The sequence below is a fragment of the Acinetobacter sp. YH16040_T genome, from assembly GCF_024605785.1.
Lineage (GTDB): Bacteria > Pseudomonadota > Gammaproteobacteria > Pseudomonadales > Moraxellaceae > Acinetobacter > Acinetobacter amyesii.
Genome location: NZ_CP094541.1, coordinates 1,213,762 through 1,236,305, shown reverse-complemented (window position 1 = coordinate 1,236,305; position 22,544 = coordinate 1,213,762). Strand labels below are relative to the sequence as shown.

20 protein-coding genes, 4 tRNA genes and 1 pseudogene are annotated in these 22,544 nt (G+C 40.1%); 13 read left to right on the top strand and 12 right to left on the bottom strand.

Going from position 1 to position 22,544, the window contains the following annotated elements; genetic code table 11:
• Nucleotides 1-76 precede the first annotated feature (76 nt).
• The gene (locus tag MST16_RS06025; RefSeq protein WP_257245699.1) at nt 77-742 is read right to left on the bottom strand and encodes a LysR substrate-binding domain-containing protein; all 666 of its coding nucleotides are present in this window, start codon (nt 740-742) and stop codon (nt 77-79) included.
• Nucleotides 702-989, bottom strand: coding sequence for a LysR family transcriptional regulator (locus MST16_RS06020; protein WP_257224599.1), 288 nt, complete (start codon nt 987-989; stop codon nt 702-704). Before MST16_RS06020 ends, MST16_RS06025 begins: the two co-directional genes overlap by 41 nt.
• Nucleotides 990-1,091: 102 nt before the next feature.
• Between MST16_RS06020 and MST16_RS06015 the strand changes: the two genes are divergently transcribed.
• Nucleotides 1,092-1,943 (top strand): pirin family protein, encoded by an 852-nt coding sequence (locus tag MST16_RS06015; protein WP_180010429.1) that lies wholly within the window; start codon nt 1,092-1,094, stop codon nt 1,941-1,943.
• Nucleotides 1,944-2,038: 95 nt separating this feature from the next.
• Here MST16_RS06015 and MST16_RS06010 read toward each other — a convergent pair whose 3' ends face one another.
• The gene (locus MST16_RS06010) at nt 2,039-3,022 is read right to left on the bottom strand and encodes an alpha/beta hydrolase (RefSeq protein WP_257224603.1); all 984 of its coding nucleotides are present in this window, start codon (nt 3,020-3,022) and stop codon (nt 2,039-2,041) included.
• Between the two features lie 335 nt (nt 3,023-3,357).
• Here MST16_RS06010 and chrA point away from each other — a divergent pair, with 335 nt between their 5' ends.
• Nucleotides 3,358-4,596, top strand: coding sequence for a chromate efflux transporter (chrA, locus tag MST16_RS06005; protein ID WP_180010431.1), 1,239 nt, complete (start codon nt 3,358-3,360; stop codon nt 4,594-4,596).
• A 34-nt stretch (nt 4,597-4,630) separates the two neighbouring features.
• Here the strand turns inward: chrA and MST16_RS06000 are convergent, their stop codons facing one another.
• A complete protein-coding gene (locus MST16_RS06000; RefSeq protein WP_180010432.1) occupies nt 4,631-5,743 on the bottom strand; it encodes an AAA family ATPase in 1,113 nt (370 codons plus the stop codon).
• A 142-nt stretch (nt 5,744-5,885) separates the two neighbouring features.
• Nucleotides 5,886-7,301: a Si-specific NAD(P)(+) transhydrogenase gene (gene sthA, locus MST16_RS05995; protein ID WP_078190237.1), complete on the bottom strand. Its 1,416-nt coding sequence runs from the start codon at nt 7,299-7,301 to the stop codon at nt 5,886-5,888.
• Between the two features lie 206 nt (nt 7,302-7,507).
• On the opposite strand from sthA, the gene lipA reads away from it, so the two are divergent.
• The 3 genes from lipA to MST16_RS05980 all read left to right on the top strand — a co-directional run bounded on the left by lipA (nt 7,508) and on the right by MST16_RS05980 (nt 12,002).
• Nucleotides 7,508-8,521 (top strand): lipoyl synthase, encoded by a 1,014-nt coding sequence (gene lipA, locus MST16_RS05990; protein ID WP_180010433.1) that lies wholly within the window; start codon nt 7,508-7,510, stop codon nt 8,519-8,521.
• Nucleotides 8,522-8,942: 421 nt separating this feature from the next.
• Nucleotides 8,943-11,456 carry an acyl-CoA dehydrogenase gene (locus tag MST16_RS05985; RefSeq protein WP_180010434.1) on the top strand — a complete coding sequence of 838 codons (2,514 nt, stop codon included), beginning with the start codon at nt 8,943-8,945 and terminating at the stop codon, nt 11,454-11,456.
• A 159-nt stretch (nt 11,457-11,615) separates the two neighbouring features.
• A complete protein-coding gene (locus tag MST16_RS05980; RefSeq protein ID WP_180010435.1) occupies nt 11,616-12,002 on the top strand; it encodes a carboxymuconolactone decarboxylase family protein in 387 nt (128 codons plus the stop codon).
• A 104-nt stretch (nt 12,003-12,106) separates the two neighbouring features.
• On the opposite strand, the gene MST16_RS05975 is transcribed toward MST16_RS05980, so the two are convergent.
• Together MST16_RS05975 and MST16_RS05970 are read right to left on the bottom strand one after the other, a co-directional pair.
• Entirely contained in the window at nt 12,107-12,364 is a 258-nt protein-coding gene (locus MST16_RS05975; RefSeq protein WP_078190243.1) for a hypothetical protein, read from the bottom strand.
• Nucleotides 12,365-12,549: 185 nt separating this feature from the next.
• Nucleotides 12,550-13,728, bottom strand: coding sequence for a S1C family serine protease (locus MST16_RS05970; protein ID WP_180010436.1), 1,179 nt, complete (start codon nt 13,726-13,728; stop codon nt 12,550-12,552).
• 169 nt (nt 13,729-13,897) lie between these two features.
• Here MST16_RS05970 and MST16_RS05965 point away from each other — a divergent pair, with 169 nt between their 5' ends.
• The 7 genes from MST16_RS05965 (at nt 13,898) to MST16_RS05935 (ending at nt 17,536) form a co-directional block, all read left to right on the top strand.
• Nucleotides 13,898-14,656 (top strand): Nif3-like dinuclear metal center hexameric protein, encoded by a 759-nt coding sequence (locus MST16_RS05965; protein WP_180010437.1) that lies wholly within the window; start codon nt 13,898-13,900, stop codon nt 14,654-14,656.
• 156 nt (nt 14,657-14,812) lie between these two features.
• Entirely contained in the window at nt 14,813-15,439 is a 627-nt protein-coding gene (locus MST16_RS05960) for a superoxide dismutase (protein ID WP_078192384.1), read from the top strand.
• Nucleotides 15,440-16,249: 810 nt separating this feature from the next.
• Nucleotides 16,250-16,325, top strand: a tRNA-Asn gene (locus MST16_RS05955).
• A gap of 5 nt (nt 16,326-16,330) precedes the next feature.
• A tRNA-Asn gene (locus MST16_RS05950) sits at nt 16,331-16,406 on the top strand.
• A gap of 216 nt (nt 16,407-16,622) precedes the next feature.
• Nucleotides 16,623-16,698 (top strand) — tRNA-Asn (locus MST16_RS05945).
• Nucleotides 16,699-16,955: 257 nt separating this feature from the next.
• Nucleotides 16,956-17,031, top strand: a tRNA-Asn gene (locus MST16_RS05940).
• 22 nt (nt 17,032-17,053) lie between these two features.
• Complete coding sequence (locus MST16_RS05935; RefSeq protein WP_218946150.1) at nt 17,054-17,536, top strand: DUF2726 domain-containing protein; 483 nt, start codon at nt 17,054-17,056, stop codon at nt 17,534-17,536.
• 75 nt (nt 17,537-17,611) lie between these two features.
• Here MST16_RS05935 and MST16_RS05930 read toward each other — a convergent pair whose 3' ends face one another.
• The 4 genes from MST16_RS05930 to MST16_RS05915 form a co-directional block, all read right to left on the bottom strand.
• Nucleotides 17,612-17,872, bottom strand: coding sequence for a hypothetical protein (locus MST16_RS05930; RefSeq protein WP_180010439.1), 261 nt, complete (start codon nt 17,870-17,872; stop codon nt 17,612-17,614).
• Nucleotides 17,873-18,055: 183 nt separating this feature from the next.
• Complete coding sequence (locus tag MST16_RS05925) at nt 18,056-19,516, bottom strand: S9 family peptidase (protein WP_180010440.1); 1,461 nt, start codon at nt 19,514-19,516, stop codon at nt 18,056-18,058.
• Between the two features lie 122 nt (nt 19,517-19,638).
• Complete coding sequence (ubiA, locus tag MST16_RS05920; protein ID WP_180010441.1) at nt 19,639-20,520, bottom strand: 4-hydroxybenzoate octaprenyltransferase; 882 nt, start codon at nt 20,518-20,520, stop codon at nt 19,639-19,641.
• Nucleotides 20,521-20,542: 22 nt separating this feature from the next.
• Nucleotides 20,543-21,028: a chorismate lyase gene (locus MST16_RS05915; RefSeq protein ID WP_111884531.1), complete on the bottom strand. Its 486-nt coding sequence runs from the start codon at nt 21,026-21,028 to the stop codon at nt 20,543-20,545.
• Between the two features lie 202 nt (nt 21,029-21,230).
• Between MST16_RS05915 and MST16_RS05910 the strand changes: the two are divergent.
• Nucleotides 21,231-22,145 (top strand): annotated as a pseudogene (locus tag MST16_RS05910) (polysaccharide deacetylase family protein).
• An 84-nt stretch (nt 22,146-22,229) separates the two neighbouring features.
• Here MST16_RS05910 and MST16_RS05905 read toward each other — a convergent pair.
• Nucleotides 22,230-22,508 carry a hypothetical protein gene (locus MST16_RS05905; protein ID WP_111884533.1) on the bottom strand — a complete coding sequence of 93 codons (279 nt, stop codon included), beginning with the start codon at nt 22,506-22,508 and terminating at the stop codon, nt 22,230-22,232.
• Nucleotides 22,509-22,544 lie beyond the last annotated feature (36 nt).

Sequence of the window (22,544 nt, the reverse complement as noted above, 5' to 3'; positions counted from 1 at the left end):
ATAACCCTGTAAAATCCGTATTTGAGCAATAACCCCAAATAATTAAAATGTTAAAACAATAAAAACCCTGCTCAAATTACGGATGATCTATATCTAAGGCCTTAAAACCTGAAATTAAATGATCTAACATCGCACGCACACCCGGCAGCATGCCTTGTCGTGTCGCGTAGGCAACATGGATGACCCCTTGCGGCAATTGCCATTCAGGAAACAGTTCAATTAACTCACCACTTTTTAAAGCATCACGTACAAACACTTTTGGCAAAGAAGCGATTCCCACGCCAGAAATTACAGCAAAAATCATCGCACTAAAACTGTCGGTTCTTAGGCGTGGATGAAATTCAATTTGTTGGGTTTCACTTTTTTCACGATGTCGGAAATCCCAAAAATGTTTAGGCCGATCAAAACCAATACACGGAAAATTTTGAATCTCAGCCAATTGCTGTGGTATTTCACGCTCGAAGAAAAGTTGTGGCGATGCCACCAAGACATGATCCCAAGCATCTAAATCTCGAACGATCAAATCACTATCCAATAAAGGCATATTACGCACACGAATGGCTAAATCTACGCCTTCCTCAATGACATCAACCCGATGATTGGTCGCCATCAGATGCACACTGACCTCAGGATATTGCTGCATAAAATCGGTGACCATTTTTGCAACAGGCATTTCCACCAAAGCCACAGGACAAGAGATTTTAATCTGGCCACAGAGTTGGTCGTTCAACGTACTGAGCACAAAGTTTTTCCGTTTCGCTGACTTCCTCTAAAATTTTTAAGCAATGTAAATAGAACTGTTGTCCTATTTCAGTCACAGTAAATTTTCGCGTATTCCGCTGAATCAGACGTACACCCAAACGGGTCTCTAATTCTGTAATACGGCGTGATAGTTTAGATTTTGTAATACCCAATGCTTCACTGGCTTTGGTATAACCTTGGTATTTCACCACTTGCACGAAGTAGTAATAGTCATTTAAATTTTGCATGATTGTTTCATTTTTAGAATAATCTGTTGAGTTTTTCGCCCTGTCATTCCCTCACTATACCTCAATAATAGATCTCAGAAGCAATATATTGAGGGCTGAATTATGAATTCAATCAAACGTGTTTATCATAGTGATCGTAGCACTTGGGTGGGCGATGGCTTCCCAACAAACTCTATGCTCCCTATGCAAGAAATGGGCAATCAAACCAGTCCATTCCTCGTTATGGGCTATACCGGCCAATATCATTTCTCTCCAAGTCATCATCAACGTGGTGTTGGGTCACATCCACACCGTGGCTTTGAAACAGTGACCATTGTTTATGAAGGTGAGTTGGAGCATTTTGACTCTAAAGGAAATCACGGCAGTATTGCCAAAGACGAAGTGCAATGGATGACCGCGGGTCGAGGCATTATGCATGAAGAACACCATTCTAAAGATTTTGCCAAAACTGGCGGAAATTTAGACATGGTACAACTTTGGGTCAATTTACCTAGTCATGCCAAAATGACTGAACCTCGCTACCAAGAACTGACTACAGCCAATATTGCTGAAGTTAAACTTGCACAAAATGCAGGCGTGGTACGCGTCATTGCTGGCCAATTTGAAGACACAATGGGTGCAGCTGAAACCTTTAGCCCAATGAATGTCTTGGATGTGCGCTTGAATGCAAATGTTGAACAGGAATTTTCATTCAACCCACAGTGGAATAACATGATTTTTGTATTAAGTGGCGCGATCGAAATCGAAGGTCAACGCTTTGATGCGAAACAGACTTTATATGTCAGTGACCAAGTATCGTCCTTGAAACTTAAATCTTTTGAAGCAACCAAACTGCTTATTTTAAGTGGCGAAGCTTTAAATGAACCTATTGCGGCACATGGACCATTCGTCATGAATACTGAAGATGAAATACGTCAGGCATTTTATGATTTTCAACATGGTCATTTTGCTTAAATATTTCCACGATAAAGTCCCAATAAAAAAACCGCCTTCTGGCGGTTTTTTTTATATCTATTTTGGTATGAATTACGCATCATGCTTTCAACAGATTATTGCGTGACTTTTTGATAAAACGCATCGATTGTATTGACCATTTGCTCAAGTCCCGGCCGTTCCAAAGGATAATGTCCTGCATTTTTCAACAGCACGACATCGACTGGAACTTGGTGAATCCGTGCTAAAAATGGCTGACTTAAAGCCAAAGACGTCCAGCGGTCTTGTTCAGGCTGCGTCAGTAAAATTGGGCAGACATCAAACTGCTCCGGTGGCGTGTCATTTTTATAATATAAATACGAATCTAAAAATTTAACCGATACACTATTCCCTGCGGATGTTTTATCTTTTAAAAAGACCTGCAATGCTGCGTCATTATTCACCAAACGATGCATTTTACTTACCCAACGCATCGGCATTGGCAATGCTGATAATGGTGTATGTGCCGTCACATGAGCCATTGGACTGCCCACGCGGCTCATAAATTTATTCAAAGAGACTTGATCACGCACGGTTTTATTTGAAGTATCTAGAAAGGTCATACCGACGATACCTTTCACCTGTTTATTTTTTGCTGCCACGTGATAGGTCAACATACCACCTGCACTAAGCCCATACAAAACGATAGGACGATGATCTTTTTGTAGCTCGGCTTCAATGAGGTCATTGCCTGCTTGAACCCAGTCATCATAACGAATTTTTGAGCCCTTTTTGACTTGGGTGAGGCCATAACCGGGCATATCAATAGCGATAGTTTCATAGCCACTCTGTGCCAAAGGCTGACCCAAAATCATCGACATTTGTCGACCATTTGTTCCCACACCATGAAACAGAATCACCTTCACTTTTGCCTGTGGATTTCGATAGGTATCTAAGTGAACAGTATGACCCTGCCAATTCCACCACTCTTCTTTAGGGCGCTGCGTTTCATCTAAATAGTATTCTTTGGGGAGATAGGGCTGAATGTCCTGCCAACTGTTTTGATCTGCATAACTTGCTAATGGTTGTGTAGCAGGTAGCTGATCATCTGCAAATGCCATGATTGAAAGTAACGATGCAATGCCACTCATCAACCACTTCAATAAAGCGCTCAAAATTTCTGATAAGGTGTCTGATTTTGGAGAAGTCATTTTTAGACAATTTTTTATGTGTATGTGCTGATGCTAATCAGCGGCGGAAACCGACGCCATGTGCATGTGGGACAGCACTATGTCACTTCGTCCAATTATCTTTTTCCCTGCTAAGCACTTCAAAATATTTTTGAAGCAGGACTTACATACTCCTGCAATAATCAGCCTTTAAGATCTTTTAACTTTCATAATTTTATCCTTTAGAAATTCATAACCTTACTTTTGATTTTAAATATTGGTAACGCATGAGCCAGTCCACACCACAACAAAACCTCGTCATCTTTCTCACCTTTTTAAGATTAGGGTGTATTGCATTTGGTGGACCTGCGGCACATTTGGTGTTGTTTTTTCAATATTTTGTGAAACAAGAAAAATGGATAACGGAGCATGAATATGCGCATTTGCTTGCCTTGGCTCAAGTCCTTCCAGGCCCAACAAGTAGCCAGCTCGGCATGGCAATTGGATTTCAACTCAACCGCTATCAAGGTGCTTGTTTTGCATGGTTAGGCTTTACTTTACCTTCAGCCCTGCTGATGTGTGCCGCGGCCACTTTAAGTATAAAACTCAGTAATCAACTCTCAACTTTATTCTTTCATGTTATTCAGTTGATTGTACTAGCCGTTGTTGCATGGGCATTTTGGCAAATGATGCGAAGCTTTTGTAAAACAAAACTGCAGTATTTGATCATGCTCTTGGCTGCATTTTTTATTTATTTCTTTCAATTTTCTCTAAATCAAGTTTTGGTAATTTTATGCGCTGCAATTATCGGTTTAGTTTTATCGTCAAATCAATTACGCAGCCAAAAGCCAAATATCACCGAAACAGTTCCACCCAAACATGACAGTTTTAGCCAAAATGCACATGAAAATACTCGCACCTCTTGGCTATGGCTTCTCGCCTTTATCAGCCCTTTTTTCGTTCTGCCATTCTTCGATATACAACATAGCAAGGTATTGGCTTTCAGCTTAGAAAGCTTCTACCGCACAGCATCCCTCGTCTTTGGTGGTGGACATATTATTTTGCCATTTTTACATCAGGACTTTGTCTCTACAGGACTGATCAGTAATGAAAATTTTGACTTAGGCTATGCTTTTGCACAACTCATGCCGGGGCCCTTGTTTAGTTTCGCCACCTATCTCGGCACACTTTTACCCATGACTGATGTGCTACTCTTAAATGCTGTACTCGCGACTGTGGCGATATTTTTACCATCATTTTTATTATTGTTTGGCTTATTACCGTTTTGGAATAAGTTGATGAAATACCCGATGCTTTTTGGCACCTTAAAAATAATCAATGCAGCTGTCGTCGGTCTATTACTGTATCTACTATTTCAAATGAGCCAGAAATACATCATTCAATGGACGGACTTTATATTTGTTGCCGTCGTTATTGCTTTACTTCGCAGCAAGCTGCCAGTCTGGTTTAGCTTAATAAGTAGTTTTATCGGCTATTATGCTTTTTTAACTTTTCTACCTTTTTAAACTTAAGCAAAAAAACTATAGCTAAAGGAATAATCTAATCCTCATCGATTAAGCTTGCGCCCTTGACCACGGTCTTCCCCTCGACTTGATCTAGTTGATAATGCTGCACATCACTATACTGTTTGATCATTTCAACCAGTTCATTGGAATGTGTGGTCAACCAAAGCTGCGTATAGCGGCTTGCTTCGGCAATCAGCATCGCCAAGGCAGGTAATAAATCGGGATGTAAGCTATTTTCAGGCTCATTCAGTGCCATAAAATTTGGGGGTCTTGGACTCAATAAAGCCACAGCTAAACACAAAAACCGTAAAGTCCCATCTGAAAATTCGGCACTTTCCAAAGGTCTTAAGATCCCTTGCTTTTGCATCATCATTTGAAAGCGCCCACCCATTTCCTGCACATAAAATTGGGTCTGCGGAAAGGCTTTTTCTAGTACTTCAAACAAGGTTTCACTGTTGCCACGCTCACGTAAAGTTTCAAAAGCCGCAGCTAAATTTGTACCATCATGCGCTAAAACTGGCGAACGAATGCCCACCTGTGGGACACGGATCGGTGAATTTCCACTGACAGAAAACTCATGATAAAAGCGCCAGTTTTTCATGGTCTCACGCACTTGTGAAACTTCGGGGTATAAATGTGGATCGGACAATTGTCCAAACACCGACTCTTCAGGTGTTAAAGACATCGGATAAGCAATCCGTTCTTCATCAACATTTTTAAGAAATGCCGCTTGGTTGGTTCTCTCTAACAACTCGCTCATTTTTCGACGTTGATAACCGCTTAACCAAATTCCTTCTACTTTGACCAAAGGATCGAGTGCAAACAAGGTGATGAGCGGTTCAGGAAAACCAATTTCAAGTTGATATTCATAATGCTCCATCTCCACTGCAAGCTTCATGCGCTTAGGGTCTTTCGATCGATCACCCGCACGGTGACCACCTGCCCACATGATTTTTTGAATCCCGCCCTCATTTGCAATAGCTTGGGATAATTGGCCATTTGCAGCTTCATGCAGGAGACGTACAGCTTTATATAGATTGGATTTACCACAACCATTCGGACCACTGACAATATTCAGACGCGACAAGGTCAGACTCATATGATGAATAGATCGAAAACCTTGAATAGTCACTGAACGGATCGTCATGGGTTACCTAAAATGAGTCGGAAATGCTGATGATAATGAGTTTATTGACTGTATATTTTGTATGCACTTTATTCTACCAATAAAAAACCCGCAAGCCGAAACTCACGGGTTTTTTATTGCACATTCTAAGTTCAATTCAACCTTAGAATAAGCGGTTCATACCATTCAATGTTGCAACACGGTACGCTTCCGCCATAGTCGGATAGTTAAATGTGGTTTCTACGAAATATTTAATCGTATTGTTCGGGCTATTCATCACGGCCTGACCAATGTGGATAATTTCCGCAGCATTATTACCGAAGCAATGAACACCTAAAATTTCTAAAGTATCACGATGGAACAAGATTTTAAGCTCACCCACGGTGTCGCCCGTAATTTGCGCACGTGCCAAATGACGGAAAGATGCCTGACCCACTTCATACGGAATTTTTTCTTCTGTTAACTGTTGTTCAGTTTTACCAATCGAAGAAATTTCAGGAATGGTATAAATACCCGTAGGAATATCCGTTACAGGTGCAATTCCTTCTTCACCGCTCATGTTAGAACCGGCACAACGACCTTGGTCATATGCAGCAGATGCAAGTGAAGGCCAACCGATTACATCACCCGCAGCAAAGATATTCTCTACTTCAGTTTGATATTGATCATTCACAGTTAATTGACCACGGCTGTTTGGTTTGATACCTACATTTTCTAGGCCTAAACCATCGGTATTACCAGAACGGCCGTTACACCACAAAATCGCATCCGCTTTAATTTTCTTACCACTTTGCAAGTGAAGAACCACGTGATCATCATGTGTTTCAAGATGATCAATCTGCTCGTTGTGGCGAATCAGTACACCCTGCTCACGTAAACGATATGACAATGCATCTGAGATTTCATCGTCTAAATAGCTGAGTAATTTGTGCTGTGTATTGATCAAGTCTACTTTATGGTCTAAACCAATAAAGATAGACGCATATTCACAACCAATCACACCTGCACCATAAATGATGATTTTTTGGATTGAATAATCCAGATCCAAAATTTTGTCTGAATCAAATACGCGAGGATGATTAAAGTCTAAAGCAGCAGGACGGTAAGGACGTGAACCTGTCGCAATCACTAATTGCTGGAATACTAAAGTTTCCGTCATACCTTCATTGCTAAAAATCAAAACAGTGTTTTGATCTTGGATATACGCACGGCCGTGGAAAATATCAATTTTATTACGGTCATAAAAACGTGAATGCGTTTCAACTTGTTGTTGAATCACTTTATGCGCATTACGTAACACCTGTTTCATCGTGAACTGTTTCCATTCACCGACTTTTTGGAACATAGGGTCACGTTGGTAACGTAAAATGCTTGAAACGGTCTGACGTAATGCTTTACTTGGAATTGTTCCTACATGGGTACAGTTACCACCAAGCTGTTCACGCATATCTACAATTGCAACTCGCTTACCTGATTTAGCAAGTTTCATTGCAGCGCCTTCACCCGCAGGGCCAGAACCCAGAACTACCGCATCGTATTTCACGAAAGTTCCACTAACGACCTCTTTCTTACGTGGCATTCAACGCTCCTTTACAAATATTCTTTAATCTAGGCTGTATTATGACGTATATCCTAACTTTTTTGGATATTTAGCTCACATATATTATGTGATAACCACATTTATTATATGAATATCGTTTTCCCCCTATTTAAGCTCAAGTCCGCTATAATGATCGAGCTAATTTTTTGAATATCTCCTCGTCAAAAACAGTGGAAAAGTTGAATATGTCTGAGAACCGTAAACCTGTACAGGGTGTAAAACTTCGTGGCGCAGAAAAAGTCGCTCGCATACCTGTGAAGGTCGTGCCAACGGTTGAAACGCCTCGTAAGCCTGACTGGATTCGGGTCAAAATGGCTGCCCCTGATGAAGTTCAACGTATTAAAACAACTTTACGCGCACAAAAATTACATACCGTGTGTGAAGAAGCGGCTTGCCCGAACTTACCTGAATGTTTCGGTGGCGGTACTGCAACCTTTATGATTATGGGCGATATCTGTACTCGTCGTTGCCCATTCTGCGACGTTGCGCATGGTCGTCCCAATGCTCTTGACCCAGATGAACCACGTCACATGGCAGAAACCATTGCCAATCTAGGTTTGAAATATGCCGTAATTACGTCGGTCGACCGTGATGACCTAGTTGATGGCGGCGCACAGCACTTTGTTGACTGTATTAAAGAAGCTCGAAACTTGAGCCCAAAAACACTTTTGGAAATTCTAGTTCCTGACTTCCGTGGTCGTATGGATGTTGCCCTTCGTATCATGACGGAGTGCCCTCCTGATGTGTTTAACCACAACATTGAAACTGTGCCACGTTTGTATAAAGCAATGCGTCCAGGTTCTGACTACCAACACTCTCTAAACTTATTAAAAATGTTTAAAGAATACTGCCCAGATGTACCAACTAAATGTGGTTTGATGGTCGGTATTGGTGAAACTGAAGAAGAAGTGATCGCGTTATTAGACGACTTAAAAGCACATGATGTTGACTATGTCACCATTGGTCAGTACTTACAGCCCTCTAAAGAACATGCCCCTATTGACCGTTTTGTAAGCCCAGAAGAATTTGAGCGTTACACTGCACATGGCCAAAAGCTTGGTTTCAAAAACATTTGGGCTGCACCAATGGTCCGTTCAAGTTACTTTGCTGACCGTCAATACTATGGTGAGCCAGTGCCTGCGGTACGTCGTAAAACTGATCCTGCAAAGAAAATTGCAGTTCAAGCGATTGAAGCCTAATTACACTAAGATTTAAAACATCGCAAATTAAAAGCCCTCATTGATTGAGGGCTTTTTTTGTGGCTTTCACACTAAGCCCAATTCGTTTCCCAATATAAGATCTTTCGAAAATTGTGTGTTCCTTAAACAGTATCCAATATTCATCCAATATATCGAATTATCCAAGTTTACGTAATGTGACATTTCTTTGCCCGATAGGGATTGTGTTGTGATCATTTATTAATCAATCTATTGATAACACTTTATTTGCGCTTTCATTATATTCGCGCAATTGTCCAATCATACTCACCAGCCGAGTGATGCCATTTTGACAGTCTCATGCACTTTAAAATCAGAAAGACAAAAGATGAGATCATTTTAAACGCATGTAGGCTGTTTTAAACGCATAACGCTCTGGCCCTTGTCACTGGAGCCATAACAAATGCTATTTATACTCAGTGCCGTACTCTTTATTTTTGCTCTTTGGGCCGTTTTTTTCTTTGAACTTTCACGAGCTGTAGGCGCAATAACACTGATATTCGTTTCAATTGCACTCGCCTTTTTAAGCCCATGGTCATTAATACTTGGCATCCCTCTAATTGCTTTAAGTTTAATCGTGCTGATTGACCCACTGAGACTCAATCTGCTCACCAAACCTGCCTATAAATCCTTAGCAAATGCGATGCCGAGTATGAGTACTACGGAACGTGAAGCATTGGATGCAGGAACCAGTTGGTGGGAAAAAGAGCTATTTATGGGCGCGCCTGATTGGAAAAAATTTGAGGCTTATCCCTATCCTCAGCTCAGTGCTGAAGAACAATCTTTCATTGATAATGAAGTTGAGCAACTTTGTAGCATGCTCAACGAGTGGGATATTCACCATAAACATAAAGACCTCCCACCAGAAGCTTGGCAATTCATTAAAGATAATGGTTTCTTAGGACTGGTGATTCCAAAATCGTATGGAGGACGTGAATTTAGTTCATTTGCACAAAGCCGTGTCATGAGCAAGATTGCATCCCGCTCACTGACTGCCGCAGTCAGTTGTATGGTGCCCAACTCGCTTGGACCAGGGGAATTGCTTCTACACTATGGTACTGAAGCACAAAAAGACCGATACCTCCCTGGCCTTGCCAAAGGTGAAGAAATTCCATGTTTTGGACTCACCAGCCCTGAAGCCGGTTCAGATGCAGGCGCTATTCCAGATACAGGTGTCGTCTGTTATGGCACCTTTGAGGGACAACAAGTGCTCGGCTTAAACATGAATTTCTCTAAACGCTGGATTACCCTTGCACCGATTGCCACTGTCATTGGTCTGGCATTTAAATTATACGATCCAGATGGATTATTGGGAGATAGAAATAAAACTGAATATGGCATCACTTGTGCACTGCTACCGGCGAGTCATGAGGGTGTCATTACAGGTCCACGTCATAATCCAGGCTCTCCGTTTATGAATGGTACAGTTGAAGGCAAAGATGTCTTTATTCCCTTAGACTGGATCATTGGAGGGATTGAAAATGCCGGCAAAGGCTGGCGTATGCTAATGGAATGTTTAGCGGTCGGTCGTGGTATTTCACTCCCTGCATTGTCAACGGCAGCTGGAGAAATGGCATATTTAAATGTCGGTGCATTTGCCAAAGTTCGTCAGCAGTTTAAAATTCCTGTAGGTAATTTTGAAGGTGTACAAGAAGCTTCGAGTGATATCGCATCAGATGCTTATATGCTTGAAGCATTTCGCTATTTGGTGACTTGTGGTTTAAACCAAGGCGGCAAACCTGCTGTAATGACTGCAATGGCCAAATACTATGCCACTGAAACCATGCGTAAAGTAGTCAATCATGGCATGGACATCGTCGGTGGACGTGCCGTGCAAATGGGACCTCGTAATTTTTTAGCTTTGAATTATCAGGCCATTCCTGTGTCAATTACTGTCGAAGGTGCCAATATTCTAAGTCGCTCTCTGATGATTTTTGGACAAGGCTCAATGCGGTGCCATCCATATTTATTTGAAGAGCTACAATTACTTCAAGCCGAAGATAAAAACGCTGCACTCAATACATTCAATGAAATGCTCTTTAAGCACTTAGGCTATACATTTAACCGAACTGCACGCGCCTTTGCTTATGCGTTCACAGGTGGCCCATCCGACTCACCAGCTTCAGCAGATGAATTTAGCCGCCCCTACTATAAAAAAATTAATCGATTCAGTGCCGATTTCGCGCTGACTGCAGATATGTGTCTTGGCCTATTAGCCGGTGATATTAAACGTAAAGAAATGCTTTCGGGCCGACTTGCAGACATTCACTCTTATTTATTTATAGCAACGGCTATTCTTAAATATTATGAACAAGGTCAAAGAAGTGAAGCTGAACAATTACATGCGCAACTTGCATTAGATAAAGCTTTGTACAATGTTGAAGAAGCTTTCCATGGTTTATTTGATAACTTCCCAATGCGGCTGGCAGCAAGCGTAGTAAAAATCATCTGCTTTCCGTTTGGACGAGTTGTTGCCAAACCGACAGACCGTTTAAAACGTGAAGTTGCCACTCAAATGATGCTAGACAATACTTTCCGCCAAGAACTGAAAAAGCACGTGTATTACAGCACTGCAGCAGATGAAGTTTCTGGTCGTATGGAAAATGCCTTTTTACAATTGTTGAAAATTGAACCGCTGTGGAACCAATTTAAAAAAGCTGAATCTAAAGGCCAATTTAAAGGTTTAACTTTTGAAGCACATATAGTCGATGCAATTGCACAAAAATTCATTACAGCCTCTGAAGCTGAACAGCTCAGCACTTACAACATTCAACGCTATGACAGCATGCTCACAGATGTATTTGACATGCAGCTCATCCACGAACTTGAGCTATCCAATCCACATTTAACCGTTTCACCAGAAGTGAAAAAGCAACAACACACCGATGATGAACCAGAAGCATTTCTGCGATATTAATCAGCTTCTGCATCGCTTTTAAACTTAATTTTACTCAAAATAAAAGCCATTCCACTGTTAAACAATGGGATGGCTTTTTTATACGACCATCAGCCAATGGTATCGCAGAGTCAAAGGTATAGGCTGTACTGCAAAATTACATCACAGAGGGTTTGCTGCATGTCAAAACAAGATTATGAAAATGGCTTAAAAGTTCGTACTGAAGTTATGGGTGAGAGTTTCGTCAAACGTGCGCAAGACAATACCGTGCCATTTACTCAACCTTTGCAAGATTGGATTAATGAGCATGCATGGGGTTCAACTTGGCAGCGTGAAGGCGTTTTACCCCGTAAATATCGCTCACTGATTACCATTGCATTTTTAACTGCACAAAAAAGTCCAACAGAACTCAAGGGTCATGTCCGAGGTGCTTTAAATAATGGGGCGACTGTAGAAGAAATTCAGGAAGTGTTACTTCATAGTTTGCCATATTGTGGCGCACCGGCGACTCAAGAAGCCTTTCGTGCGGCACTTGAAGTCATTAATGACTATCAAAAATCTGAATAAGTCGCTACGTTATAAAACAGCTTTAGAAAACTGCGATTATCGTGGTTTTCTAAAGGGTTTCATCTTGTTTTTAACTTACGACCTTAAATATAGTGAATCCCGAATCAAATCCAGTACACATTAAAATTATAAAAGAATTCATTCACTTCAAATCGAACTTGATATCCCAATTCTGTAAGCTCAGCAGATAGACTTCGAATCTCTTCTAAAGCTAAATGCTTGGGTAAAACCGTAAATACGGCGGTATTCCCCTGTTTGGCATTTTCTTCAATCAGCAAAGCCAAACGTGCCTTATATAAGGCGATATCTAAATTGGCTTGACTGGATAAAACTTTGGCATGTTCTGCGGGTAAAAAGCTCATATTCTTATACGCTTATCTGATTATTATTGCTTATAAATTAAGCCAAATTCAGCAAAGCGTGCAATGCATTTTTGTAATTGATATTTCAATTACAAAGCGTATTGTTTGACTCAAACGATGCGCTTCAAAGCGATCTACAAAAAAGGCACTCAAAAAAAATCCCTCATGAAGAGGGATTTTCTATGCTAGCGGGGTAATGGAATATATTGCGAGTCACTGTTTTGAGTTTGCGGTTTACGCTCTCCCACTTGTACTGGCAAAGTCATCGCCTTTCCGTCTCGCTCAATCTCAATTTGCATAGTGCTCAATGGCGCTTGTTGTGCAACGTAATTGATTAAATGTGAGGTCGAGGTAATCAGCTCATTATTCACTTTCATGATTTTATCACCACGTTTTAAACCTGCTTGTGCTGCAGGTCCATTACGAATGACATCTGCGACAATCACACCATTCACACGTGGATCTAAAATATTTTCTTGTTTAATTGGAAGTAAACTAATACCTAACCAACCACGAACCACTCGCCCATCTTTTAAAATAGCGTTCAATACTTGTTGACATACTTTTGCAGGAATGGCAAAACCAATCCCCAAAGAGCCACCTGACTGCGAGAAGATCGCGGTATTTACACCAATTAAGTTCCCTGCAACATCAATTAAAGCACCACCAGAGTTGCCGGGGTTGATCGCAGCATCTGTTTGAATAAAGTCTTCGTAAGTGTTGATTCCCAAATCTGAACGACCTGTAGCTGAGATAATCCCTTGCGTAACCGTCTGACCCACGCCAAAAGGGTTACCAATCGCTAGGACGACATCACCGACTTCATTGCCACTTAGCTTAAATGGCAAAACCGGTAATTGACTCATTTCAATCTTAATCACAGCTAGGTCTGTATCTGGGTCTGTACCCACAACTTTCGCTTCAGCACGACGACCATCATGTAAAGCCACAACGATCTGATCGGCCTGTGCGATCACGTGGTTATTCGTCAAAATATAGCCATCTGGACGAACAATCACACCTGAACCTAAACTATTTTCGTTTTGATTGGTTTGATCTGGAAGTTGATTACCAAAAAACTCACGGTAAACCGGATCATTTAATAAAGGATGATCCAATTGTTTCACTTTTTGCGTAGTGAAAATATTGACAACCGCTGGAGCAGCAACTTTTACCGCAGCACTATACGAAACTACACCGCCTGTACGCGACGTATCAATGAGGGGCTCAACCTTTTCTGCAGGCATTTTAACCCCATCTGGGGCAATGGGTGCTTTAGGTTTTTGAACCTGTTGCCATGTAAAGAAACCGATGATCACAAGTATTAATAATACCCAAGGTAACCATGTAAAGGTCCGACGCACGTCTATATCCTCTAAATTTTATAATTCATTGATGGCTAAATAATTTATATCGTATTGTAATGTAATCTTTTCAACAAAATTAAAAATAAATACAGAGATTTGTGATTCTTTAGTTACAATTTAAACAATCGTAAATTTTGATTCGTCTCTTTGAGATTTTGGACAGTATATGGCTCAGTTAAGTGAAATTATTCAGTGGTGTGACAGCACACTCAAAGCACATGAATTTAAGGACTATGCTCCCAACGGCTTGCAAATTGAAGGCTCAGCAGAAGTGCATAAAATTTTATGTGCAGTTACCGCATCACAAACAGCGATTGAAGCCGCGATAGCAGAAAAAGCTGATTTGCTATTGGTACACCATGGTTATTTTTGGAAAGGTGAAGCTTACCCAATCACAGGTATGCGCGGCAAACGCATCAAAAGCCTGATCAAAAACGATATTTCACTCGTTGGTTATCACTTACCTTTAGATAGTCACCCTACTTTAGGTAATAATGCAGCGATAGCAGATTTGCTCGAATTAGAAAATATTGAAGCTTTAGATCCTACTGAACGCAATCCTATTGGCAATGTTGGTTATTTAAAACAAGCCATGACTCCAGCGGCGTTTAAAGAGTTCGTTTCTGAAAGATTAGGATTTGATGCCATTCACCTGGCGGCAGATAAACCCTCTATTCAAAAAATTGGTTTTTGTACGGGCGGCGCACAGGACTTTATTGGCAAGGCGGCTGCATTAGATTGTGATGCGTACATTTCAGGTGAAGTGAGTGAACGCACTTTTTATGAGGCTGAAGAATTAAATGTGCATTATTATGCCTGCGGACATCATGCAACTGAAAGATATGGTGTACAACGACTCGCAAAAGCTATTTCAGAACAGTTCAATATTGAGTATAGTTATTTCGAATTAAACAACCCGATTTAATTTAAATCGTCCTGGTCTTTGGCTCAGTCCTTATACGTATATTTTCAGGCTTTATTCTGTATTGTTATTTATAAGCAATGCGCATTTTACTGCAAGAATCTATTACAATAACGGCACTTAATGTCAAAACCCAGCAAAATGCAAGGAATTGAAAACATGACAACGATTACTTTACCAGCGTTACCTTACGGTTACGAAGATCTTGCTCCTCATATCAGCAAAGAAACTTTAGAATACCATCACGACAAACACCACAATACTTATGTGGTTAACCTAAACAAAGCAATTGAAGGTACTGACCTTGCTGGCAAAACTTTAGAAGAAATCATCACTGCTGTTAAAGGCGATGCTTCTAAAGCTGGTATCTTCAACAATGCAGCTCAAGTATGGAACCACACATTCTACTGGAACTGTATGGCTAAAAACGGTGGCGGTAAAGCTACTGGCGCTTTAGCAGCTAAAATCGACGAAGCTTTCGGTTCTTACGAAAAATTCGCTGAAGAATTTGCAAATGCTGCTGCAACTCAGTTCGGTTCAGGTTGGGCTTGGTTAGTTGCTGACGAAGTAAACGGTAACCTTTCTATCCTTAAAACTTCAAATGCTGACACTCCACTTGCTCACGGTAAAGTTGCAGTGTTGACTATCGACGTTTGGGAACATGCTTACTACATCGATTTCCGTAACGCTCGTCCTAAATACATCTCTACTTTCTTAGAAAGCCTAGTGAACTGGGACTATGCAAACGCTAAATATGCAGGTCAAGCTGCTGGCGTTGAAAAATAAGTTTTAAAACTTATTTTAAAGTAAAAAAATCACCCTTTTAGGGTGATTTTTTATGCTTTAAATATCATACTGCCACAACAAACAATATTACACAAAAGAATGAATCAAGAGCCATTACTAATCATAAAAGCAAAATATACCAAAATATTAGTGATGTTTATCTTTATCACTATAATCCAGTATGTGAGTTACTCTTATGTTCAAGAATCTATTAAATATAGCTTTAATTCAGCACTAATACTGACTGGATTATCAATTATGGAATTCGTCTTAATTTTACTTATCATCAAAAATGGACTGCCACAAATTAGATTTTTCGAAAGTCATTGTATAATTCAACTTTATATAATGAAAATTCAGTTTAACTATGATCAAATAGAAAGCATATCCATTAACAACACAAAAAGTCACTACAAACTATTACCTGTCGGTAATGAATATTTATTAAGGATTGTATTCAAACACAATCAAAATCTTTTTAATCTACTCCAAAACACCATTAAACCTGTTATGTCTTTTTCTAAATTTCATTTAGATACCTTCGCAAACCATCAAATTTTAGAAATATATTTATTATTCCAAATTATAATTCCTTTAGATCAAGAGAAACGTATAACTACGCTTAAAAATTTAAATCTACAAAATTTGACGATAAAGCAAATCAGCAACCTAGATGATATAAAAAACTTCAAAAATAACCGCTATTTAAGAAAAAATTTCTAGACTTGAACAATAAAAAAACATTCAAATAGTCATTTCATCAAATCTGCTTGACCACTTTAAAATTCATCCCTAAAATGCGCATCAGATTCTCCAATAGCTCAGTCGGTAGAGCGACGGACTGTTAATCCGCAGGTCCCTGGTTCGAGCCCAGGTTGGAGAGCCATCTATTCTTCCATAGCTCAGTCGGTAGAGCGACGGACTGTTAATCCGCAGGTCCCTGGTTCGAGCCCAGGTGGAAGAGCCAGATTCTAAAAAGCCCACTCATTGCGAAGTGGGTTTTTTATCGCCAACTATTTAACAAAGCATACCTACTTTTTTGTTTTTGCTTTCCTAAAAGTATCCGTATATGTACCAAGTTGTCGGATTCGGCTATTTTTAAAACACTTAATTTGAATTTTCTGTATTTTATTTAAATCAGGCTTGACCACCCTGCCATACATCTTTAGAATCCGTTTCAGATTCTCCAATAGCTCAGTCGGTAGAGCGACGGACTGTTAATCCGCAGGTCCCTGGTTCGAGCCCAGGTTGGAGAGCCAAATTCTAAAAGCCCACGCATTATGTCGTGGGCTTTTTTTATGCTCTGACTTTTGTTTTAAGATAAGTATAACTTGCTCGATGACCTAAGCTATTCACTTAGCTCTCCGACCACATTAGAAAGAATAGTCAGAGCTTAAGTTTTAAAAACGCTTTATATTAAAGGTGTTTATATTTAATACATTCAGCCTAAATTTCCTTATTTTTTTGCAATTCTGACTTGACCTCACTGCATTTGCCCCATAGAATTCATGCAGATTCTCCAATAGCTCAGTCGGTAGAGCGACGGACTGTTAATCCGCAGGTCCCTGGTTCGAGCCCAGGTTGGAGAGCCAAATTCTAAAAAGCCCACGCATCATGACGTGGGCTTTTTTCATATATGTAGTTTATTCCGTGCCAGATCTCAGTCAGTTCATATTTTTTATTATTGGTTGCTTGGCAACTTTTGCCCTTGTCTACTTAGTCTTTCCCAGACTGTTTAGAAGCAGACAAAAGTATTTCCCACGTCGTGTAATCACTGCCTTTGAAAGTAAGATGTTTCATCGTTTAAATGAAGCATTTCCGAACTACTACATTTTAGCCCAAGTGGCTTTTAGTGCACTGATCACCACTCAAAATTACAAAATCAGAAATAGATTTAATCGAAAAGTCACTGATTTTGTCATACTTGACCAAACTTATAATGTGCTTGTGATTATCGAACTAGATGACCCCAGTCATATAGGCAAAGAGCAAGAAGATGCTGAACGTGATGCAATGCTTGAAGAAGCTGGCTACCGTGTAATCCGCTACACCAGTATTCCAACAGTTCACACGCTCAGGCATGATGTAAATAAATAGTTGTAAAATACGTAAATCAAAATCAAACATTGAGTGAATGCGCATTGCATTCACATCCACAATGTAAGCTGAATTTTATTGAGCATTTGACTCTTGAACAGCCAGCACTTCTGATACTGCTTGGTCAGCCTCAGCAGCCAAAGCCGCATCTTGAGCTTCTTTTGCTTTAATACGCTCAATCATTTCAGCTTGTTGTTGCTTATACTTTTCTTGGTTTTTAGCATCACTATTGACTGCAAGAAAAGCCATACTGACCAAAAATATAGGAATCAATAGCCCAAGTGCCATCAAAATGATCATCTTTTTGGTATTGGGGTTTGGCTTAACTTCAGACATAACTATTCTTTCATTTACATAAATAATTCGACGCCCAATATAGCAAAAAACAAATTTCGCTCAAGTCTTCATAACATTCTTTGCTCGAACTAACTATGCCCCTTATTTTCAAGGATTGAATGATTAACAGTCCAATATTCAATAAAAAAAGGAGACATGCTCCTTTTTTTATTATTTAAAAACTTAGCTTGAAGCAGCTATACCCGTACAATGTGGACTTTGGCTCGCATCTTTTTGCTCATTGGTTAAATCAATACCTGTACCTGCAGACATTTTAGCTTGAATAAATTCGACCGCTTGCGCATTTCTACAGATAATCGCCTGTGTATGACTTGCATTTGGCACAACGTCTAATTGATAACCTTCAGCATAATTTGCCTCTGGGAAATACTTCGTCGCTTGCGTTTTCATATTTGCAAATAGCGCTTGCGTAACCACAGGAATAACTGCCTGATCATTTGCACCTTGAATAATATAAACAGGGGCTTTAATCACTTTAGCTGCAGTTATATTTGTCGCTGGCTGATTATCATTTAAAAATTTCTGAACAACAGGATCGGTATCGATTTTATTCAAATCAATTCCGTACTGTGAAACCGTATGCGTTGGATCTTTTAAGAATTCAATCACAGCTGCTTTAAACTGTTCTTGCAAACCATTTGCGCCATTTGGATCGGCATAACTTAAACATGCACCGTCATCTCCTGTACGTCCATAGGCTTTTTCTGCAATAACACCAGCATCAGCAGTAAAAATATTTTTTAAATCATAATTTGGCTCATAGGCTTTAATACCCGAACTGGTCAATGCAGCATATGCCAAAAGCTCAGCATAGCCATCTGCAATTTGATCAATTAACGCCTGTGCTTGAACTTCCGAAAGCTGCCCCATACTAAGTGCATAACGCACTTGTGCCAACTGTTCATCCAATCTATTCAATCCATGGGCTTTAGGTTGACCATTTGCATCTACATTTAGTTTTGGATCTAAGTAAATCTTAATAATCGTGCCTAAACTCGACGCAGGTGCGGCTGCTACTGCACCTTTATAGTTAGTATCGGTATTCGCAAATTCCGCCGTCCCTAAGGATGCATGACCACCTTGCGATTGACCAATCGACATCCACTGACCATTGAGTTGCTTACCATAATGTTCTTTTGCCGCTTTAACTGCAGCAAGCGCCGAATTTGCCGCACTCGATAAATTAAGGTATGGATGAACCCCCTTGGTTCCTAAACCCTCATAGTCTGGTGCCACAATTACATAACCTGCCGCCATAAGCGTGTTAGCTAGAATTTTAAAGCGTGGATGAATTACATTTTTACTTGGCGCACACTCATCTCCTGCTCCAACTGTTCCATGCTCCCACACCACAACGCGATACCCATCTTTAGGTTGTGTAGCTTTTGGAAATAATACCAAGGCTGTTGCAGTCGCTGCTTTCCCCTGTACATTTGTCATGTTATAGGTCATGACTTTAATGGACGATGTATTGTCTACTGTATTGAAAGCATAATTTGCTTCAGACACAAATGTTGATTTTTGATTCGAAGATGATGAGTCATTATCATCGTCATTACACGCGGTTAAAGACAGCATAGAAACTGCAACTGTCAAAGCTAATGCTATTTTTGAACGTTTCATAAAATATCCTTTTTAATCATTATTCTTTAAACATGAAACTACATGCCTTTTTATTAATGCATAAAAAAAAGCACCCGAATAGGATGCTTTAGTTCATTTTAAAAAGTTTCAGATCAATGACATTAAAGAGCCAATGCCATAAAAATTCCAATAAAAATCATAAACCCTACCCAACGGTTATGGCGAAACGCCCAAAAACATAACTGCGGATCACGGCCTTTGGTTTTAGTCCATTGGTAAATAAAATCGGCAGCCACAGCCAACATTGCAACTAAACCAAATGGCATCAAGAGATCTTCTAAATACAACGCAGAACCAATCAGTACAATGCTTAGCGCCTGTAATAAAGAAATGATTTCAATATCATATTTACCAAATAAAATCGCAGTTGATTTCACGCCAATTTTCAAGTCATATTCACGGTCAGTAATGGCATATTGTGTGTCATATGCAACGGTCCACGCCAAATTACCCAAATACAATAACCAACAAGTTAAATCAGGTGTTTGCCCCACAGCGGTATAAGCCATAGGAATCGACCATGAAAATGCCGCGCCTAAAAATACTTGTGGCAGATGCGTGTAGCGTTTCATAAAGGGATAAATGAACGCTAAAAACAATGCACCAAAGGACCAATAAAAAGTTTCTATCGGTAAAAAGAACAACATACATGCGCTAGCAAGCACCAAAATCAAGAACACATATATGGCTTCTTTAGCACTAATCACTCCAGTGGCTAAAGGACGATGTTTGGTTCTTTCCACAGCACCATCGACTTTACGGTCAGCAAAGTCATTAATCGCACAACCTGCTGCACGCATAAATATCGTGCCTAAAATCATGGGAATCAAAATACTGAATTGCGGTGTTCCTTGATTGGCAATCCACAGTGCCCACATGGTTGGCCAAAAAACCAGTTCCGTGCCAATTGGCTTATCGAAGCGACATAAATAGTAATAAGCTTCTAAACGCTGCTGCCAAGTAATTTGTTGCACCACGGCCATGACTGTCCTTCATCTGGTAATGTTATTTCTGCAAATATTGTTCAAAACTCGCTAAAAAAGTTTCCTGAACAATAAATTTACAACCATGCCAAGTATAACAGCTCTGACGTGTCCAACCATCGTCTAGCCACAGTACACGCCGCTCACACTTCGGATTGGTACGCTGAAATAAAAAATGTCCGATCGGTTTTTTACCAATATGCTGAAAAATCCGCGCACGTCCTTGTATGCTAAGGATTGGAAATATACTTTTTGCCTTGACCCACGGCTCAGCTTCACAGCCATATAAATAACTTTCACGTACCCAAGCTGTGTGCTGTATTGGCATTTGTAGCCACCGTGCATCTTGAAGCGTCATACGTTGAAATTGCTCAATACTCGGCTCAACTTTAAATACACCTTGGGCAAAATCTGTTAATTGTTGGGTTAATGAACCCGAAGCATACAACCATGTTCTTAATTCAGGAGACATTCTTTTATCCCGCATTTCGCATGCTTGACGCTGCATATTTCATTTCCCTTTAACCATTTGCTGAGTATAGCGAATCATTAGTGTAACCAACTCAACATCGTTTTTCATGACCAATAGCTTGTTTTCAGTAAAATGAGCAAAACCAAAACAGCTTAAGCACTTCATTACATATGCAATCAACACAAACCTCACATACACAGTATGATGTCGTGGATAACCACTAAATTACACAAGCATAATGTTTCCATTTTACCCGCTACATGTTTTTATTTTTTTCGTTTTACTTTGTGCCAATATCACGGTTCAAGCAAAATCTATTGCCCTCAGTTTTGATGATGGATTAAATCCAGCGTTTAACGCACAAGCGGAACAAATCAATGCTCAAATTTTAAAGCATCTGCATGATCAGCAAATCAAAACTATAGTTTTTCCGAGCCTGATTAAAATTGGTGATTATCAAGGCAAGTAACTGATTCAAGCGTGGGGACAATCCGGCCATCTGATTGGCAATCACAGTGCATTGCACCAAAACCTGAATAAACAAAGTGTCACTGTACACGATTATCTACACAGCATTGAACAGGCGGATACCGTGCTAAAAACGTTGCCGAATTACACACGTATTTACCGCTATCCATTTTTAAAAGAAGGTAATAGCGCTGAAAAACGTGATGCTGTCTATCTATGGCTAGCACAGCATAAATACCGCATTGGCGGAGTCAGTATAGATGCCAGTGACTGGTTTTATAACCAAAAATATCTCGACTATGCCAAACAGCAAGATCAGGACAAATTAGACCCCCTAAAACAAGCGTATATTGCTCACCTGCTTCACCGAGCAGATTATTATGACCAACTTGCCCAGCTCACCATAAATCGTTCACCACAGCATGTTTTACTTTTACATGTGAATGCTATTAATGCCGCATTTTTAAAAGATCTCCTTACCGCCTTTCAGCAACATGGCTGGACTTTTATTTCAGCAGCAGACGCCCTACAAGACCCACTATATTCACAGCGCAGCCAAAACATCCCTGCGGGAGAGAGTGTGATTTGGTCCATTGCCAAAACCAAAGGATTCGAAAACTTACGCTACCCTGCCGAAGATGCGCCATATGAAATCGATAATTTAAAACAGCATGATTTGCAATGATGGTTGGTGAATTGCTAGACATTCAATAAAAATGACCTGCTGTGTTTCAGGTCATTTTTTAAGTTCAATTTTTTTAGTGTTGAATTAAAAGTTATCTGTCTTGGCAATGGCTTCAAACTTGCCTTGCGGCGTTTTTATTAAAACCAACCCTTCGGTCGTAATATAAAAACTTTCAGGGTATTCAAACTCCAATGCCAGCTCTGGGTTTTTCAGCTCGACAAATTGAGCCTGCTTATAACCTTCAACTGTCCGTCCCACTTCCAAATAAGTCACTTCTGAGAAGTTGAGTTTAAATCCCTTTGCCTGATCCGCTGGATCAATCCAAGGGAAAAAACCGGTATGTTTTTTACGTGGTTTTGCCATGTTTAGATATTCATTCAACTCTTTGCTTTATCTTAA